At 66.2% G+C, this 16,793-nt stretch carries 30 protein-coding genes; all 30 read left to right on the top strand.

The window, feature by feature from the left end; translation table 11 throughout:
* Positions 1–518 (top strand): phage antirepressor N-terminal domain-containing protein (locus Q0X85_RS13605; protein ID WP_297772730.1); only part of this gene is annotated, 518 nt, incomplete at its 5' end.
* 3 nt (positions 519–521) lie between these two features.
* On the top strand, positions 522–818 hold the full coding sequence (locus tag Q0X85_RS13600; protein ID WP_297772728.1) for a hypothetical protein: 297 nt from the start codon (positions 522–524) through the stop codon (positions 816–818).
* A complete protein-coding gene (locus tag Q0X85_RS13595; protein WP_297772727.1) occupies positions 811–996 on the top strand; it encodes a hypothetical protein in 186 nt (61 codons plus the stop codon). Before Q0X85_RS13600 ends, Q0X85_RS13595 begins: the two co-directional genes overlap by 8 nt.
* A gap of 36 nt (positions 997–1,032) precedes the next feature.
* On the top strand, positions 1,033–1,485 hold the full coding sequence (locus Q0X85_RS13590; protein WP_297772725.1) for a regulatory protein GemA: 453 nt from the start codon (positions 1,033–1,035) through the stop codon (positions 1,483–1,485).
* Entirely contained in the window at positions 1,482–1,730 is a 249-nt protein-coding gene (locus Q0X85_RS13585; RefSeq protein ID WP_297772724.1) for a hypothetical protein, read from the top strand. Before Q0X85_RS13590 ends, Q0X85_RS13585 begins: the two co-directional genes overlap by 4 nt.
* A complete protein-coding gene (locus Q0X85_RS13580; protein WP_297772723.1) occupies positions 1,720–2,109 on the top strand; it encodes a hypothetical protein in 390 nt (129 codons plus the stop codon). Before Q0X85_RS13585 ends, Q0X85_RS13580 begins: the two co-directional genes overlap by 11 nt.
* A gap of 75 nt (positions 2,110–2,184) precedes the next feature.
* Positions 2,185–2,796, top strand: a complete 612-nt coding sequence (locus Q0X85_RS13575; protein WP_297772722.1) for a holin-associated N-acetylmuramidase — start codon at positions 2,185–2,187, stop codon at positions 2,794–2,796.
* Positions 2,784–3,359, top strand: coding sequence for a holin family protein (locus Q0X85_RS13570; protein WP_297772721.1), 576 nt, complete (start codon positions 2,784–2,786; stop codon positions 3,357–3,359). The genes Q0X85_RS13575 and Q0X85_RS13570 overlap by 13 nt, the downstream gene beginning before the upstream one ends.
* A complete protein-coding gene (locus tag Q0X85_RS13565) occupies positions 3,356–3,700 on the top strand; it encodes a DUF2730 family protein (protein ID WP_297772719.1) in 345 nt (114 codons plus the stop codon). The genes Q0X85_RS13570 and Q0X85_RS13565 overlap by 4 nt, the downstream gene beginning before the upstream one ends.
* Positions 3,697–3,999: a hypothetical protein gene (locus Q0X85_RS13560; RefSeq protein ID WP_297772717.1), complete on the top strand. Its 303-nt coding sequence runs from the start codon at positions 3,697–3,699 to the stop codon at positions 3,997–3,999. The genes Q0X85_RS13565 and Q0X85_RS13560 overlap by 4 nt, the downstream gene beginning before the upstream one ends.
* A gap of 1 nt (position 4,000) precedes the next feature.
* Positions 4,001–4,537, top strand: coding sequence for a phage protein Gp27 family protein (locus Q0X85_RS13555; RefSeq protein ID WP_297772716.1), 537 nt, complete (start codon positions 4,001–4,003; stop codon positions 4,535–4,537).
* On the top strand, positions 4,534–4,773 hold the full coding sequence (locus Q0X85_RS13550) for a hypothetical protein (RefSeq protein WP_297772715.1): 240 nt from the start codon (positions 4,534–4,536) through the stop codon (positions 4,771–4,773). Before Q0X85_RS13555 ends, Q0X85_RS13550 begins: the two co-directional genes overlap by 4 nt.
* Entirely contained in the window at positions 4,770–5,066 is a 297-nt protein-coding gene (locus Q0X85_RS13545) for a DUF6527 family protein (protein ID WP_297772711.1), read from the top strand. Before Q0X85_RS13550 ends, Q0X85_RS13545 begins: the two co-directional genes overlap by 4 nt.
* Entirely contained in the window at positions 5,066–5,350 is a 285-nt protein-coding gene (locus tag Q0X85_RS13540; RefSeq protein WP_297772708.1) for a hypothetical protein, read from the top strand. The genes Q0X85_RS13545 and Q0X85_RS13540 overlap by 1 nt, the downstream gene beginning before the upstream one ends.
* Positions 5,351–5,506: 156 nt before the next feature.
* Positions 5,507–6,928, top strand: coding sequence for a terminase family protein (locus Q0X85_RS13535; protein WP_297772705.1), 1,422 nt, complete (start codon positions 5,507–5,509; stop codon positions 6,926–6,928).
* On the top strand, positions 6,921–8,480 hold the full coding sequence (locus tag Q0X85_RS13530) for a DUF935 family protein (RefSeq protein ID WP_297772702.1): 1,560 nt from the start codon (positions 6,921–6,923) through the stop codon (positions 8,478–8,480). Before Q0X85_RS13535 ends, Q0X85_RS13530 begins: the two co-directional genes overlap by 8 nt.
* Positions 8,477–9,802 carry a phage minor head protein gene (locus Q0X85_RS13525; protein WP_297772700.1) on the top strand — a complete coding sequence of 442 codons (1,326 nt, stop codon included), beginning with the start codon at positions 8,477–8,479 and terminating at the stop codon, positions 9,800–9,802. Before Q0X85_RS13530 ends, Q0X85_RS13525 begins: the two co-directional genes overlap by 4 nt.
* A gap of 3 nt (positions 9,803–9,805) precedes the next feature.
* Entirely contained in the window at positions 9,806–10,024 is a 219-nt protein-coding gene (locus Q0X85_RS13520) for a hypothetical protein (protein WP_297772698.1), read from the top strand.
* Positions 10,025–10,325: 301 nt separating this feature from the next.
* Positions 10,326–11,645, top strand: coding sequence for a hypothetical protein (locus Q0X85_RS13515; protein ID WP_297772696.1), 1,320 nt, complete (start codon positions 10,326–10,328; stop codon positions 11,643–11,645).
* Entirely contained in the window at positions 11,638–12,000 is a 363-nt protein-coding gene (locus tag Q0X85_RS13510) for a capsid cement protein (RefSeq protein WP_297772694.1), read from the top strand. The genes Q0X85_RS13515 and Q0X85_RS13510 overlap by 8 nt, the downstream gene beginning before the upstream one ends.
* Before the next feature lie 19 nt (positions 12,001–12,019).
* The gene (locus Q0X85_RS13505; RefSeq protein ID WP_297772693.1) at positions 12,020–12,979 is read left to right on the top strand and encodes a hypothetical protein; all 960 of its coding nucleotides are present in this window, start codon (positions 12,020–12,022) and stop codon (positions 12,977–12,979) included.
* Entirely contained in the window at positions 12,976–13,326 is a 351-nt protein-coding gene (locus Q0X85_RS13500) for a hypothetical protein (RefSeq protein ID WP_297772690.1), read from the top strand. The genes Q0X85_RS13505 and Q0X85_RS13500 overlap by 4 nt, the downstream gene beginning before the upstream one ends.
* A gap of 90 nt (positions 13,327–13,416) precedes the next feature.
* Positions 13,417–13,623 (top strand): hypothetical protein, encoded by a 207-nt coding sequence (locus Q0X85_RS13495; RefSeq protein WP_297772689.1) that lies wholly within the window; start codon positions 13,417–13,419, stop codon positions 13,621–13,623.
* Entirely contained in the window at positions 13,623–14,048 is a 426-nt protein-coding gene (locus Q0X85_RS13490; RefSeq protein ID WP_297772687.1) for a DUF1320 domain-containing protein, read from the top strand. Before Q0X85_RS13495 ends, Q0X85_RS13490 begins: the two co-directional genes overlap by 1 nt.
* Position 14,049: 1 nt before the next feature.
* Positions 14,050–14,553 (top strand): phage virion morphogenesis protein, encoded by a 504-nt coding sequence (locus Q0X85_RS13485; protein ID WP_297772684.1) that lies wholly within the window; start codon positions 14,050–14,052, stop codon positions 14,551–14,553.
* Positions 14,550–14,981 carry a hypothetical protein gene (locus Q0X85_RS13480; protein WP_297772682.1) on the top strand — a complete coding sequence of 144 codons (432 nt, stop codon included), beginning with the start codon at positions 14,550–14,552 and terminating at the stop codon, positions 14,979–14,981. Before Q0X85_RS13485 ends, Q0X85_RS13480 begins: the two co-directional genes overlap by 4 nt.
* Positions 14,978–15,145: a hypothetical protein gene (locus tag Q0X85_RS13475; RefSeq protein WP_297772679.1), complete on the top strand. Its 168-nt coding sequence runs from the start codon at positions 14,978–14,980 to the stop codon at positions 15,143–15,145. The genes Q0X85_RS13480 and Q0X85_RS13475 overlap by 4 nt, the downstream gene beginning before the upstream one ends.
* Complete coding sequence (locus tag Q0X85_RS13470; protein ID WP_297772676.1) at positions 15,142–16,077, top strand: phage tail tube protein; 936 nt, start codon at positions 15,142–15,144, stop codon at positions 16,075–16,077. The genes Q0X85_RS13475 and Q0X85_RS13470 overlap by 4 nt, the downstream gene beginning before the upstream one ends.
* Positions 16,078–16,115: 38 nt before the next feature.
* Entirely contained in the window at positions 16,116–16,445 is a 330-nt protein-coding gene (locus Q0X85_RS13465) for a hypothetical protein (protein ID WP_297772674.1), read from the top strand.
* Between the two features lie 101 nt (positions 16,446–16,546).
* Positions 16,547–16,792 carry a DUF1799 domain-containing protein gene (locus tag Q0X85_RS13460; protein WP_297772672.1) on the top strand — a complete coding sequence of 82 codons (246 nt, stop codon included), beginning with the start codon at positions 16,547–16,549 and terminating at the stop codon, positions 16,790–16,792.
* The last annotated feature ends 1 nt before the right edge of the window (position 16,793 follow it).

Here is a 16,793-nt window from a genome sequence, read left to right as displayed (position 1 = left end):
GTAAAGTGTCAGCGCCGCAAACGGGGGCGTGGGTCCCATTCATGGTGACGCACGACACCACCGGGAGAGCGCAGGAAATGTTCTGCGTGGCCTTCCCGGACTTCCTGATCTGGCTGGCGACAATCACGCCGTCCCGCGTCAAGGAGGAGGCGCGCGCCGCGCTGATCCGCACCCGTGCAGAGATCAAGCAGGTCATTGCCAATCACTACCGCGAGCGCCTGTTGGGCGAGGCGGTCGCCGTCGAACAGGCCACGCAAGCCTTCGAGACGGAGTGGGCGGGCGCAAAATCGTGGCGTCCCGCGATCCTGATGGGCTGTCGCAACGGCTGGAGCTTTGCCCGGATCAGGGCGGCGGCGCGGCCCTCGACCCCGCAATGGCGGATTGCGGAGGATATCCGCAATGCGCATCGACTGGGACTGATCGACTGGATGCCGCAGGACACGCCCGCGCCGCGCGTTGCGCCGCAGCCGACGCCGGAGACCGATCCGCGCCAGATCAGCATGTTTGCGGAGGGCTGAGCGATGCAGTTTCTTCCGAAGGATGTGCCCGAACGCCTCGACGAATGCCGAGAGCGCGTGTGCGAAGCAATCTACCCGACGATAGACGAGGAACCCGGCATCGTTCTCGTCACGCTCGCCAATATCTGCGGAACACAACTTGGCGCGTCGTCCAAAAGCGTCGAGGAAGTGGAGACGGCGTGCGCCGCGCTCGCGGAGCTCATTCTTGGCAAGGCCACGGATACGTTCGAGATGGCCGAGCGGAATGGGATGCTCGACCATCAGCTTGCGGCGCGCTACGGCGGGCAGCCCGATGCCTGATCCCGATCCGCGCGACGAATTGCACGAGGCAACCATGGCCCTCTGGGGCGTGGTCAACCTGCTGTCCCTGTGCGACGAGCCGGTGGAGCGGCGCGGGATGGAATACATCCTGCGCACCATCCACGACCGGCTGGAACCTGCCAGCGAGGCGCTTCAGGACTTCCGCCCCCAGCAGTGACACCGCGCGGCCCCTTCTGATCGGGGGGGCCGCGTCATGAATCGGTCCCTCCACAAACTTATCTTCGCCGCCTGCCGCCAGTTGGGCCTCGACGACGAGGCGCGGCGCGACTTGCAGGTGACTGTAACCGGCAAGGCGTCCCTGCGCGACATGGACGATGGCGAGCTGAAGCTTGTGGTCAACCGGCTGAAGCAGGACGGCTTCGAGGACAAGCCCCGCACTCCGCGCCACAAACCCGCCCCGCGCGCTGATCTGCGCATGATCCACGTCCTCTGGCGCAAGCTCGGGCAAGCCGGCGCGCTGCGCGATCCCAGCCGCGCCGGCCTCAACACCTTCATTCGGGCGCGGTTCGAGGCGACATGGGGCTCGGTCCCGGCCGATGTGGACATGCTGCGCGACTGGCAACAGATCGATGCCGTCATCCAGGCGTTAAAGTCGTGGGGCCAGCGCGCCGAGATCGAGTTCGACTGGGAGGATCACGCGCGGTGAAAAAGCCCCTGCACCCCGTCACCGATCACGCTGTGATCCGCTATCTGGAGCGGGTGAAGGGCGTTGATATCGAGGCGCTGCGCCGCGAGATCGGGCGGGTGGCGGATGCCGGGATTGAGGCCGGGGCGACTGGGGTGATCAGCGGTGGCTTCGTCTACCGGATCGAGACGGGCGTGGTGATCACGGTTCTGCATCACAACCGTGCCGAGCGCGGCAAGCCCCGGAGGCGTCGCCGTGGAGCATGAGCCAACATGGGTGGATGAGCTGCGCGCCGATATCGGCGATGCTCCGGTCGATCGGTTTCTCGCGCGCGCTGGCGGCATGCGGGTCTACGTGCCCGGCGCGCGCCTCGCAGGCAGCCTGCTCGTGACGCTGGCCGGGAGGGATATTGCCAGATGGATATCCGACCGCTACGCTGGCGAATATCTCGACGTGCCCTCGGCCCGCGCCCAGGCGCGCGACGGTCTGAAACAAGCGCTCCGAGAGGCCCCGGACACACCGGTGAATGAACTGGCCAACCGGTTCGGCGTCTCCGCCCGCCGCGTGTTGCAGGTCAAGGCGGAGCTGGCGGCGGAGGAAGAGCCGCCCCTCCTGGCCGCCATGCGAAAGGCTTCATCTGAATAAGAGCGCCGCCGCTCTCTATCCTGCCCTTACCCAAGTTGGTTTTTTTGAACCTCGAACGGGAAAGGAGTGCGGGATGTGAATGTCCACGAGATTGCAACAGAGATCGTCGCCCGTGAGGGAGGCTTTGTAAACGACCCCGACGATCCGGGCGGGGCCACGAATTTCGGCGTGACGATCCACACCATGCGCCAGCTCGGTCTCGATCTGGACCGGGATGGCGATGTGGATGTGGCCGATGTGCGGCTGATGAGCCGAGAGCGCGCCGTCGACATCTATATCGAGCATTACTTCAAGCGGCCCCGCATCGCCGAGCTGCCGGAGCCTCTGCACGCGAGCGTGTTCGACATGCAGGTCAATGCCGGGGCCAATGCCGTGAAAATCCTGCAGCGGCTGGTGACGCAGATGGGCTTCAACGCGACGGCGGACGGCGTGATCGGGCCGAACACCCTGCGCGCGGTCCAGGCGGCACATGACGCGGCCCCGGACTACATTGCCGACGCTTATGCGATCGCGCGGCGCAACTACTATTTCCGCCTGGCCGATGCGCGGCCCGCGAGCCGCAAGTTCGCCCGGTCGCGCTCGGGTGGCAAGGGCGGCTGGATCCGGCGCGCCGAGGAGTTCATGAGCCCGCGCTATCGGATGACGCAGGCACAGTTCGATGAAAGGGTTTCAGCATGGGGTGGTTGAGAACGATCTTAGGGGCCGTGTTCGGGTCGGGGCGCAACGTGATCGCCGAGACGGCCGAGGTGTTCCGCCCGAATGCCGAGGCGGCAGACGCGCGCGAGGCCGCCTTCCAGCAGGCCGCGCTGAGCCAGATGGCGGCCGAGTTCACCGGTGGCGGCGGCTGGTGGGCGCAGCTCGTCGACGGCCTCAACCGCTTGCCGCGCCCGGCTATGGCCTTCGGCTGCATCTTCCTCTTTGCCTCGGCGATGCATGACCCGATCTGGTTCGCGGAGCGGATGCAGGGGCTGGCGCTGGTCCCCGAGCCGCTCTGGGCGTTGATGGGCGCGATCGTGGCCTTTTACTTCGGCGCGCGCGAGCTGCACAAGTTCCGGGGCTCGTCGATGCAAAAGGAGGCCGCGCGGATCATCGCGCAGGCCCCGGCCGTGGCCCGCAATGTCGCCACCCTACGCGCCCTGCGCCATGACAGCCCCGGCGCCGCCGATCCGGGCCCCGACGCGGAGGTGGCGCTGGCCGCGATCGAGGTTACCGACAATCCCGCGCTCGCAGACTGGAAGCGCGCGGCATGATGGAGTGGGATCTCTTTTGGAAGGCGTCTGGCGTGATCCTGCCGCTGCTCACGGCGATCTACGCCTTCATCGCGACGCGTCGCAAGGATCTCGACCGCAAGCTCGAAGATGGCCGCGCGAGAATGGACCGCCACGCCGCCCGGATCGACCGGCTGGAGCAGACCTTGCAGGGAATGCCCGGCAAGGATGACATGCACGCGCTGCAGCTAGAGCTCATCAAGCAGACCGGCGCGATGGAGAAGATGGCGGCCGTGATGGAGGGCAACGCCAAGATCACCGAACGGCTGGAGACCATCGTGACGCGCCATGAACAGCACCTGCTCGACGGAGGCAAGAAGTGACCGACTATCATGCAACCCTGCGCAAGCACCGCCGCCTGGCGATCCTGCGCCATCTCGAGCAGGTCTCGGGCTACACCACCAATGCCTCGATCCTGCGCGACGTGTTGCACGGCGTGGGCGTCGGCTCGACCTTTGACCAGGTGATCACCGAGCTTGCCTGGCTGCAGGAGAACGGCATGGTCACGATGACCGATCACGGCGAGTTCGTGATTGCCGAGGCCACGATGCGCGGCATCGAGATCGCGCGCGGCGAGGCCACGCATCCGGATATCCAGCGCCCCCGCGCGCGGAGGCTCTGACATGCCCCCGCGCCGGAAGGTGGACCTTTTGCCGAGCGAGCTGCGGTCGTGGCTTCAGGATGAGCTGCGTGCCTGCGGTTTCGCCAATTACGAGGAAATAGCGGATCGCCTGAATGCTCGCTGCGAGGAAGAGGGGATCGAGCTGCGCATCGGCAAGTCTGCCATTCATTCCTACGGGCAGGAGTTTCGCGAGTATGCGCAGATGCAGGAGCGCGCGCAGGATGAAATCCGCACCTTTCTGGAAGAAGCCAGCCTCAAGGAAGAGGTCGATGTGACCTCCGCGCTGTTCCAGCAGCTGACAACCATCCAATGGCGGTTGCAGATGATGATGGCCGACCCCGACGAGATGCCCGACCCGCGCGGCATGAAGGACCTGACCACCGCGCTCAACAACCTGATCCGTTCGACCAGCCTGCGCGACGGCATTCTCAAGGCAGAGCGCAGCGCGCAGTCGGCAAAGCTGGATCAGGCCATCGAAACCGGCCGGATCGACGCGGCGGCCGCGCAGGCGGCGCGGGAAGTGATGGGGCTGGCATGATCACCGATAAGGATAGTTCGATCAGGTCGCTTGCGACGCTCCCCAGTTCTGACATGTCGATCGGGGCCGTCGTGCTGGTCGGGGACTACAACTGGCGCAAGGGGCCGCACTGGCCGTCACTTTGCGCGCTGGTCGTGGGTCGGCGCCAACGGTTCACCCATCTCGGCATGCGCTGCACCGTGGCGTGGTGGCGCGATCAGCCTTTCCTGATCGGAATGCGCGAGGCACGGCCATGATCCGCGCCATCGAGCTCCCCGACCCGGCCGAGTTTCGGCGGCGCAAGCTGCCGGGCAGTTTTCATATCGACCTGACGCAGGGCGGCCCGAATGGCGCGGCCTTCTGGTTCTTCTGCCCCTGCGGCTGCGAGGGCTTTCACCAGATTATCGTCGGCCTGGGCCACAAGCCCGCCTTCAGCCCGAGCTGGAACTGGAACGGCTCAGTGTCAGAGCCGACGCTCACACCGTCGGTCAATCAAACGCGCTGCGGCTGGCACGGCTGGCTGCGCGGCGGCTACTGGGAGAGCGTGTGATGGCGACCCCGGCGCAGATCGCAAACGACATGGCTGCGCATGCGGCCTACTGGGCAAAGCGTGATCGTGAAATAGAGCGCGTCTGCCGCGATGCGGCGCGCGTGATCCGTGCGCTTATGGCGGGCGAACCCGTTGACGGCCGCACCTATGGGGGGCTTCATATGCGCCTCCTCGAGCGGGAACGTCGTCGGCCGGACTGGCATCCGGACTGGCATGTGCAAGGCTACCCCGACTTTGACCGCGCAAGGCTTTGCATGGAACGTCTGCGCCGGGAGGCGGGCTGATGCCGAAGGTGGACCTAAGGACGGCGATTGCAGAGGCCGAAGATCGGAAAGGCGATCTTTGCCGGTCTTGCACTGCGCCCGCAGAGGAAAGCTGGGAGCCGTATTGCGCGTCCTGTGGGTCTTATTGGCGGGATGTCGATGAGGGGGTGTTCCAGGATGGCTGACCGCGTCATCACCTTCTTGCCCTATCAGAAGCGCTGGCTGCAGGATGCCAGCCGGTTCAAGATCGGCATGTTCACGCGGCGCGGCGGCAAGACCTTCGGGGCGATGGGCGAGGCGGCGGATGACGCGATCCGCGCCGAGATCGAGGGGCGTCGCACGCGCTGGACCATCCTGTCACGCTCGGAGGCCACGGCCAAGGAGGCGATGGAGGACGCGCTCAAGCCCATCGTGCGCGGCTTCTGGGCGGCCTATAACCGGATGGCGCGGGGCGCGGGCCCGGTCTTTGAAGAGGGCGAGTTCCACGCGCCGGAGATGGACGCGACCTACAAGACCCATGAGGTGCGCTTTCCCGGCGGGTCGCGCATCGTGGCCCTCTCGGCCAGCCCGGATGCCGCGCGCGGCTTTGGCGGCAATCTCATTCTCGACGAGTTTGCCTTTCACCGCGACAGCCGCCGGATCTGGGGCAGCGCCTTTCCAGTCGCCGCGCGGGGCGGGCACAAGATCCGGGTTATCAGCACACCCAACGGCAAGGGCAACAAGTTCTACGAGCTGATGACCACCGAGGACGGCACCTGGTCTAGGCATCACGTCGATATTTACCAGGCCGTTAAAGAGGGGCTTGAAGTCGATATCGACGAGCTGCGCGCGGGGATGGCCGACGAAGATGCCTGGGCGCAGGAATTTGAGCTGCAATGGCTCGACGAAGCGGCGAGCTGGCTCGATTACGATCTGATTGCGGGCTGCGAGCATGGCGCGGCCGGGGATCCGTCGGGCTATACCGGAGGGTCGGTCTTTGTCGGCGTCGATATCGCGGCGCGCAACGACCTCTTCGTGATCTGGGTGGTCGAGGAGGTCGGCGACGTGCTCTGGACGCGCGAGATTATCGCGCGCAAGCGGATCAGCTTTGCCGAGCAGGATCAGCTGCTGGCGGGCGTGTTCCGGCGCTACCGCGTGGCGCGGGTCGCCATCGACCAGACCGGCATGGGCGAAAAGCCCGTTGAGGACGCGCAGCGGCGCTACGGCTCGGTGCGGGTGGCGGGTGTGCTCTTCACATCTGGCGCCAAGCTCGACATGGCGACCACGCTGAAAGAGCAGATGCAGGACCGCCGGTTGCGCATTCCCGAGGGCGATCCGGTGTTGCGCGCCGATCTGCACGCGATCCGCAGCCGCGTCGGGCCCACGGGCATCCGGCGGCTGATCTCGGACGGCGAGACGGACGGTCACGCTGACCGGTTCTGGGCCGGCGCCCTCGCCGTGTCCGCCGCAGACGGGGGCGAGGTGCCGATGGAATATCAATCGACTGGCCCGCGCCCAGGCCTGACGATCGGGGATTTCACGGGAGCGCTCGGCGGGCGGCGCATGGGCTTTGCCCGGGGCGGCGGCGGTATGGATTTCGGAGGGTTCGGAGATGGCTAGGAAGACCACGACCATGCGGCTGCGGGCCGTGCGGATGCGCAACCCGATGGAGCTGTCGGGCATCCAGAACGGCCGCGATATCACGCGGCCCTGGATCGGCCCGCTGCTGGAGCCCACCGACCCGATCCTGCGCACGCGGGGCGGCGGCAGTTTCGACATCTACAAGCCGATCCTGACCGACCCGCAGGTCAAGTCGGTGATGACGCAGCGCCTCTCGGCCGTCACCAGTCGCGAGTGGGAAGTGGTTCCGGGTGAGGATACCGCGCAGGGACGCCGTGCTGCAGACTGGCTGCGCGAAGAACTGCTGGCGATGAAGTTCGACCGGCTGACCGAAAAGATGCTCTGGGGGCTTTTCTATGGCTATTCGGTGGCCGAGCAGATGTTTCGCCGCGACGGGCAGCTCTGGGGTTGGGAGGAAATCCGCGTGCGCGACCGCGTGCGGTTCCGCTTCGATGAAGACTGCGGACTGCGGCTGCTGACCATGTCGGACATGCTCATCGGTGAAGAGATGCCGAGCGAGAAGTTCTGGGTGTTCTCTACGGGGGCGGATCACGATGACGAGCCCTATGGGCTGGGCCTCGCGCATTGGCTCTACTGGCCCGTGTGGTTCAAACGCAACGGGCTCAAGCTGTGGCTGATCGCGCTCGACAAGTTCGGCATGCCGACGGCGCGCGGCAAGTACCATCCGCAGGCCTCCGAGGACGAGCAGAAAAAGCTGCTCGAGGCCGTCATGGCAATCCGCTCCGAGGCCGGTATCATCATTCCGGAGGGCATGGAGATCGATCTGCTGGCCGCACCCGGCGGAGGCTCAAGTTCGCTCGACTACACCAAGCTGCACGATACAATGGATGCTGCGATCTCCAAGATCGTCCTGTCACAGACCATGACAACCGATGACGGATCGTCGCGCAGCCAGGCCGAGGTGCATGCCGACGTGGCCGATGCGGTCAAGAAGAGCGATGCCGATCTCGTGTGCCAGTCGTTCAACGAGGGCCCGGTCGCGCGGCTGTCGGCGTTCAACTTTCCGGGTGTTGCCCCGCCGCGCGTTTGGCGCAAGATGGAAGATCCCGAGGATACCTCGGCGGCGATCGCGCGCGACGAGAAGTTGCATCGCATCGGCTGGCGAATGACTGAGGAAAGGGTCAAGGAGACCTATGGCGACGGCTATGAGCGCGGCACGCCGGCGGGCGAAAACGGCGGAGAGGCACAAGGGACCCCGTCGCCCCCCGATTTTGCCGAGCACGCCCACGACAGTGCGCTCGACGATCTGGCGGCGCAGATCATCGCCGAGGGTCATGCCGAGGCGGCTACCGCGCCGCTGTTCGCGGATATCGCCCAAGTGCTCGAAGGGCTCGGCCCCGAGACCACACTGGAGGAGCTGCGCGACCGGCTCGACGGCTTGCGCGATGCTCCGGGTGACAGCGCCGCGCTGGTCGATCTGCTGACCGAGGCGAGCTTTGCCGCGCGCCTCGCGGGCGAGCTGGGCGCGGTCATTGATGACGAGGAGGCCCCGGACGGCGCGGACAGCCTGCCGGGCGCGGTGGCCCCGTGATCGATCTCAAGCGCCTGCGACCCGAGGATGCGCTTTCGTTCTTTCGATCGAAGGGCCTTGCCCCGCCCGACGCGCGGTTCGATTTCCGCGATGTGTGGCGCAATGAGCATGCCAGCAACTTCGTGGTGGCCAAGGCGATGCGCACCGAGGTGCTGGAGACGATCCGCGCCGAGCTGGACGAGGCCCTGGCAAATGGCGGCACGCTGCGGACCTTCACGGACCGGCTCGAGCCGGAGCTGAAGCGTCTGGGCTGGTGGGGCGAGGGGACGGAGCGCGACCCGCTCACCGGCGAGATGCGCAACGTCCAGCTCGGCTCGCCGCGGCGGTTGCGGATCATGTTCGATGCCAACATGCGTGCGAGCCACGCCGCCGGGAAATGGGCGCGCATCCAGCGGGTCAAGGATGCCTTCCCGTTCCTGCGCTACGTCCAGGTGCAGCGCGACACCAAGCGCGAGGCGCATGCGCGCTATCACGAGATCATCCTACCCGTCGATCACCCCGCCTGGGAGCGCATCTTTCCGCCCAACGGCTGGCGCTGCGGCTGCACCGTCCAGCAGCTGAGCCAGGGCATGCTGGATCGGCGCGGCCTGAAGGTGACTGAGGATTTCACGCTGGGGGAGCGCGGCGTGCTCAATCGGCGCAGTGGTGAGGTCGAGCCGACGGCACTCGGCGTCGATCCCGCCTGGGATGGCAATCCCGGAAAGGCCTGGCTAGATCTGAGCGGGCGGCACGCGCCGATTTCGGGCGATATGCCGCCTGCGGCCGCCGCGACGGAGCTGGGGTTTGCATCCCGCGCGCGGCTCTTCGGCCTTGCCGACGGTCGCGAGCGTCTCGGGGCATTCGATCTCGGGACCGGCCAGGAGATCGATTGGATCGCGGGCCGCGCGGATCGGGTCAGTCTCGGGCCGGAGATCGGCCAGCGCCTCCGCGCCGGAGGCGAACTCGGGCTTGTGCACAACCATCCCACTTCCGCGCCGCTCAGTCCGCAAGACTTGTCCACGATGTTCGAGAGCGGTGCCACCTCCATTCTGGCGGTGGGCCATGACGGGTCGCTTTACAAAGCGATCCGCCTCACGACGGCGCGGGCGAACATTTTTGGCTTTCAGCAGGTCGCGGGTGAAATGATCGACGAGGTCCGGCCGGATCTGGATATGAGAGACCGGGACCACGCAATCCGCCTGGTTGTTCTTGGCGTGTTGCGATCCCAGGGCCTGATCCTATATAATGAAAGTCCCGCAGCGCGCTCTCTCGCCGTTCGCCAGAACGTGGGAGGCCCGGTCGCACAGGTTGTCCGCGCAATCAACGAAATGCTGGAGGAGTGACGATTGGATTATCTGTTGACCGAACCCAAGGGTTTTGAGCGCACAGACTATGAAGACGCGTTGCGCGACGCCGAAAGCCTGCCAGACGACGACCCGGACAAGGCCGCAATCATCGCAGCCCGGGAAAAACAGGTCCAGATCATGTTCGGCTCCGCCCCCCGCCGCACCCCCGAAGAGCGACGCGCGATGCTGCGCAGATTTCTCGACGATCCGGTCTCCTGAACGCGTTTCTCTGGCGTTTTGAGCGCGCAGATGCGCCTACGGTCGGCCCCGTCAAACGCAATGGCCCCGTAGCGCGCCATTAAATACCCATTTAATACCCCCCTCGGGCTTTCCACGGCCCCACGCCCCAGCCGAGCAATAATCGCACTCAGCGGGCCGATATGGGCCCGTGGCCGAATGAGACTTGCCCGGCGCCCCCGCCTCCGGCTAGGGTGCTCTTGTCACGCGCGGACAATCTGCAGCCTTTCCGGTGAAGCCCTTCATCTGATAAGCGCGTCCGCCCCGGCCTAGTGTCGGTCGCATGACAAAGCCGCTTCACATTTTCCGCGCCGGTCGCCACACCGCCCAGTCGGGCACAAGCTTCGAGTTCTCCGAGGTTGAGGTGGACGCGATTGCTGCCGCCTACGATCCCGCCCTGCACGAGGCCCCGATCGTCGTCGGCCACCCCAAGGCCGACGCTCCCGCCTATGGATGGATCAAGAGCCTGCGCGCCGAGGGCGCGGAGCTCTTCGCAGAACCCGACCAGGTCGAGCCCGAATTCGCCGAGATGGTGCGCGCCGGTCGCTTCAAGCGGATCAGCGCGAGCTTCTATCCGCCGAAGGCCGCGAGCAACCCCGCGCCCGGCACCTATTATCTGAAGCATGTCGGCTTTCTCGGTGCGCAACCGCCCGCCGTGAAGGGGCTGAAGGCCGCCGAGTTTGCCGAAGATGCCGACGCCGTGACGCTGGAGCTCGACTTCTCCGAGGCGATGCATGACGGGTTTGGAAGCGGTCTCGCATCCGCAATCCGAAATGCGATCTCTGCCATCGCCGAATTCGCCCGCACGCCTGCCGGGCAGGAGGCGCTTCGCCGCGAATTCGTGTCAACGGTGCCTGAGCCTGCCTTCGCCGAGACCGACCTGTCGCGCCGCCTCAACGCCCGGCTGGATGAGCAGGCCGAGGATGCCGCCGCACGCTCGGAGCTGATCGGGCGGATGGCGACGGAGGCCGGGATCGAGCGCGGCACCGTGCTGCAAATCCTGCGCGGCGAGATCGCCACGCCCCCCGAAACCCGCCTGCGCGGCTTCGCGAAAGTGCTGGGCCTTAATGCCGATGACCTGATCGGCCTCGTCGATCTGGCGGAAACCGAAGAAGGAGAGACCGACATGTCCGAAAAGGACAAACAGACCCCCGAAGAGCGGCAGGCCGCGCTCGATGCGCGCGAGGCCGAGGTTGCCGCAAAGGAAACTGCGTTCGCCGAGAGCCGCGCGAAGGAGCGCCGCGATGAGGACGCGGCCCTGCTCGACACGCTGGCCAAGGATGGGCGCATTGCGCCCGGCCTTAAGGACGAGATGTTCGCCTTCATGGAGGCCCTCGATGCCGACGAGGAAATCAGCTTTGCCGAGGGCAAGGACGCGAGCCCGCGCGACTGGTTCCGTGATCTGCTCGCCAAGCAGAGCAAGCCGCTGATCGATTTCAGCGAGCGCGCAGGCGGCGAAGCCGTTCCGCAGATCAAGTCCCACGAGGACGTCACCGCCGCCGCGAAACGCCTCGTCACCGAGGCCGAGAAAGACGGGCGCGCGCTCAGCTTCTCCGAAGCGGTCCGTGAGGTCGCAGACACCATGGAGGCCGACAATGCCTAACCCCGGAGCATTCATCAAATCTTACCGCGCCGAGGCGGCCATCTCCGGCCGCACCGTCGTCAAATTCGGCTCGTCCGGGGGCGTTGTTGCCGCGACGGCCGCGACCGACGCGGCGATCGGCATCACCGATCAGCTCGACGCGGCCGCGGGCGACATGGTCGACGTGATCATGTCAGGCTCGGCGGAGGCCGCGCTGACGGGCACCGTTGACGCCGGTGATCCCGTGCGCGGCGGGTCCGGCGGTGCCGTGGCGGCGTCTTCCGGCACGGGCAACGTTGCCATCGGCTACGCGCTGAGCGCCGGTGTCTCCGGCGACATCATCGACGTGGCCATCGCCCGTCATTCCGTCACCTGACCTTTAGGAGCGCTGATCCATGAGCACCCCCACCCCCTTCGTCGTCGACCCGGTCCTGACCGCGATCGCCGTCAACTACCGCAACCCCGACGTGGCCTTCATTGCGGACGATATCATGCCGCGCGTGCCGGTCATGTCGACCGACTTCAAGTGGACCTATTTCCCGCCCGAGGAAATGTTCACGGTGCCCGACACCGAAGTGGGCCGCAAGGGCGTGGTCCAGCAGGTCGAGTTCACCGGCGAAGAGCGCACCTCGAGCGTCAGGGATTACGGCCTCGACGACGTGGTGCCGCAGCGCGACATCGATACCGCCCGGAGCCTGCGCGCCGCCGGCAACTCGGCCTTCGATCCGGAGGCCCGCGCTGTCGAGGGCCTCACGCACCTCACCATGCTCGACCGCGAGAAGCGCGTCGCCGCGATGGTGCAGGACGCGGACAACTACGACACGGACAAGAAAGTCGTGCTGTCCGGCACCGGCCAGTTCACCGACCCGGCCTCCGACCCGATCGGCGTAATCTCGTTGGCGCTCGATGCCACCTTCATCATGCGCCCTAACGTGGCGGCGATGGGGCGCAAGGCGTGGACCGCGCTCTCGACGCATCCCGACATCCTCAAAGCAATCAACCGCACGTCGGGCGACAAGGGCCGCGCCAGCCGCGAGGCTGTGGCCGAGCTCTTCGAGCTCAGCGAAATCCTTGTGGGCGACAGCTATATCAACTCTGCGCGCAAGGGGCAGACCGCGTCCTTTGAGCGGGTATGGGGCGGCAATATCGCCCTCGTCCATCGCAACCGGCAGGCCGGGCCGGACGGCACTGCCCCAGCCTGGGGCTGGACCGCGCAGTTCGACGGTCGCGTGTCCGGGCGGTTCTTCGATCCCAAGGTCGGGCTCAAGGGCTCTACTACGCTGCGCGTCGGCGAGCAGATCCGCGAGGTCATCGCGGCCCCTGCCACCGGATATCTGATCGAGGATGCGGCATGAGCTATCTCATCAAACGCACCGTGATCGCCGCCGCGCGGTTTGAGGTCGATGCCATCGTCGACGCGAACGAGATCGGAGACGAGACGCAGATCGCGCGCCTCGTTTCCCTCGGCGCGGTCGAGGAGGTCGCGGACGCGGCCCCGGAATTGCCCGAGATGGACGAGGCCCTGCGCGTGGCCATGATCGAGGCGATTAACGGGTTGCCAAAGGACGCCTTCGACAATGGCGGCAAGCCCAAGGTCAAGGCGCTGGAGGCCGCCCTGCCCGCCCACAAGGACCGGATCACCGCCGCCGCGCGCGACCTGATCTGGGCCGAAATGAAGGCCGCCGCGGACGCGGCGACCTGAGAATACCCACCCCGCCCAGGGGACGCCGCCGCAGAACAGGTGTGACAGCCGGGAGAGACCGGCATCCGAACGCGCACTCCGGAGGCCCCGATGTCCGATACGATCAAGAGTAGCGATACAATCCTCGGCGCACCTCCGGGCGATGGGATTTGTGGCTCGGCCCGAGAAGCAATTCTCAAAGACTACGCCGACCGCTTCATGAGCCAGCTCGCCCATCTTGATGGCCTCGAGTTTGACATAGCCCGTATCAAGATCGAAGAGGCCGTGATGTGGGCCGTCAAGGGGCTGACACGCTGATGCCCTACCTCACAGTTCAGGATATGATCGACCGCTTCGGCGAAAGCTTCCTCGCTGATGTCACCGCGCGCGATGATGCGCCCGGGGTGATTGACGCGACAGTGCTGGATACCGCCATTGAAGACGCGGTTGCGATCGTCGAGAGTTATGTGTCCGGGCTCTACGATCCCGCGAGCCCGCCCCGCGCCCTGACCGTCCACGCCGCCGCCATCGCCTGGTACCGGCTCTTGGGCGCGCGTGCGGCCGGGTTCGACGGGGCGAAAGAGGGTCACGACGCGGCGATTTCCTTCCTGCGCCACGTGCGGCGCGGCGAGGCCTCACTGGGCGACGAGACACCCCAAGACAGTTCTCGCGGCAACCTGCAAGCGCCCCGCATCGGCGCGCCTGAAGGCACGTTCACGCGCGATCGCCTGAAGGGGTTTTGAGATGGTCACGCTCACCGTCAGTCTCGACAGTCTGGATTTCGACAACGCGGTCGCGAGCGGCCTGCGCCAGCTTTCAGACCTGACACCTTTGATGCAGCGGGTCGGCACCGTCCTCGAAACCTCGGTGTCCCAGCGGTTCGAGCGCGGCGAGGGGCCGGGTGGCATCGCCTGGCCGGTCTCGATCCGGGCGCGCGAGACCGGCGGCAAGACGCTCGTTGACAGCACACGGCTGCGCGACAGCATCACCAGCGAGGCGGATGCGCAATCCGCGCGTGTCGGCACCAATGTTCCTTATGCCCATGTCCACCAGTTCGGCGCGTTCATCGAACCCATCGCCGCCGATGGCGATGCGACCGCGAAGCTCGCCTTCACGCTGCCCGGCGGCCAGTTCGTCATGGTCGACCAGGTCGAAATCCCGGCGCGGCCGTTCATCGGATTTGACGACGCCGACGAGGTCGAGATCGGCGAGACGACCGAAGCCTGGATGCGCGAGGTCTTCGCATGATCGATGCGGTCATCGCACGGCTGGAGGCTGAGGTGCCCGAACTCACCGGGCGCGTGGACGGCGGCCGGGCCTTTGTCGACCTCATCCGCTCCAAGAAGCTGCCCGCGCGCTCGATCGCGGCCTACGTCTTTCCCAGCGGCATCCAGGGCGCGCGCGCCGACGCCGCCTCTGGCGCCTACACCCAGATGCTGACCCACCGCACAAGCATCGTGCTGTTCGTGCAAAGCTTTGACCGCACCGGGAGCACCGCCCTTGACCGTATCGATGCGCTTCTCATGCGCGTTGTGCGCGGCATCGCGGGATGGGCCCCGGGCGACGAGGTGGGCGTTTATCGCTTCGAGCGTGGCCAACTGGTCGAGAGCGGCGCGGGCCGGCTCGCCTACCAGCTCGACTTTTCCATCGATGACCAACTGAGGATCCTGTCATGACCAAGCTACCCATCAGCGGCGGGGCCTATACCCGCGACGACAAGGGCGGCCTCAAGCGGGCCGAAGCCCCGACCGGGGCGAAACCGCCCCGCGCGCGCCGGACGGCCCCGCAAAAATCCGCCCCGACCGCCAAGCCCGAACAAAAGAAGGACAGTGACAAATGAGCCTGCTGTGGAGACGCAAGGTCGTGCTTGCCAAGATCGAAACCACCTATGGCACCGATGCCGCGCCCGCCGGCGGCGATGCCATCCTCGCCACCGATGTGCGCATGTCGCCGATGCAGGGTCAGGACCTCGACCGCAATCTCGACACGCCGCATGGCGGGCCCACGGGCACGATCCCCGTCGAGCTGCACCATACCATCTCGTTCAAGGTCGAGATGGCCGGGTCCGGCACCGCCGGGACCGCGCCCCGCTGGGGCCGCCTCCTGCGCGCCTGCGGTTGCGCCGAGACGCTCGCGGTTGGAACCTCTGTGACTTACAACAGGATCTATTCGGATCTCGAAAGCGTGACGCTGCATCTCAATATCGGGGGCACGCTCTACGCCATGGTCGGCTCGCGGGGGACGGCCGCCTTTGACGTCTCCGCGTCCGGTATTCCCTATATCGAGTTCGAATTCACCGCGCTCTACGTGGCCCCGGCCGACGCGACGATCCCGACGCCGGACTTCTCGGGCATTCCGGACCCGCTCGCAGCGTCGAACGCCAACACGCCGGTGTTCACCATCGACGGCACCTCGCTCGTGATGCGCAGTTTCAAGCTGAGCCTCGCAAACAGGATCGAGGCGCAGTTCCTGATCGGCGAGGAGGAGGTCCTGCTCGACGGGCATGAGAACACGATCGAGGCACGCGTCCGCGCCGTGCCTTTGTCGCAGTTCGACCCGTTCGGTGCGGCGGCGACGCAGGACAAGCTCGCCGTCGAGATCGAGCACGGCAAGACCGCCGGCAACATCGTCAACATCGCCTGCCCCAGTGCTCAGATGCAGCGGCCCGAAGGCCTCGAAGACGGGCAAGGCCGCAAGGAATGGCCGCTGCGCCTCGTGCCGCTGCCCACCGCGTCCACCGCTGCCGACCAGTGGGAAATGACGCTCACCTGACACCGCCCGAATGCCCCTTTCAAAGCGAGTTCAACCCCATGTTCAAGATCGACCAAAAACCCACCTTCACCCGCCGCGTCGAGATCAAGGTGCCCGCCGATGGCGGCCACGAGATGCAGGATCTGGAGGTCACGTTCCGGGTCCTGCCAGACGAGGAAATCGAGGCCTTCGACATGCGCACCACGCGCGGTGAGCGCGAGTTTCTCGCCGCCACCGTGTTCCATATCGACGACGTCGAAGATGAGAAGGGCAGCGCACTCCCCTATTCCGACAACCTGCGCGACCGCCTCGTCGGGCTGGCATATGTGCGGGTCGCTCTGATCAACGCCTACTACGCGGCGCTGATGGGGAGCCGGGTAAAAAACTGAAATGGGCCGGGCGGGCCTGGGCGCAGGGCGATCTGATCGAAGATGACACGGACAGTGACCATGACGACGAGGCGGCATTCTGGGGCATCGACCCCGGGCTTTTGCGTCGCGAGCCGCCCGGTCATGGTGTCTGGCCGCAAAATGCCCCGGCCGTTCGAGCCTTCCTGGCCATTTGCAACCAGTGGCGCACCGTCTCTGCCGGTCTGGCGGGCGCACGCGTGATCGGCCTCGACTACGGCGCCGCGCGCGACGGGCTGGAGATGAGCGGGATCACGGTGACCCCCGGGCTCTGGGCCGAGGTCCAGGTGATCGAAGGGGCGGCGGTGGCCGCAATGAGGGAGAGCTGAG

Source organism: uncultured Roseovarius sp. (genome assembly GCF_947259555.1).
Taxonomy (GTDB): Bacteria; Pseudomonadota; Alphaproteobacteria; order Rhodobacterales; family Rhodobacteraceae; genus Roseovarius.
Note: the sequence above shows the minus strand (reverse complement) of the source record. Positions and strands in the feature narration are given on the sequence as shown.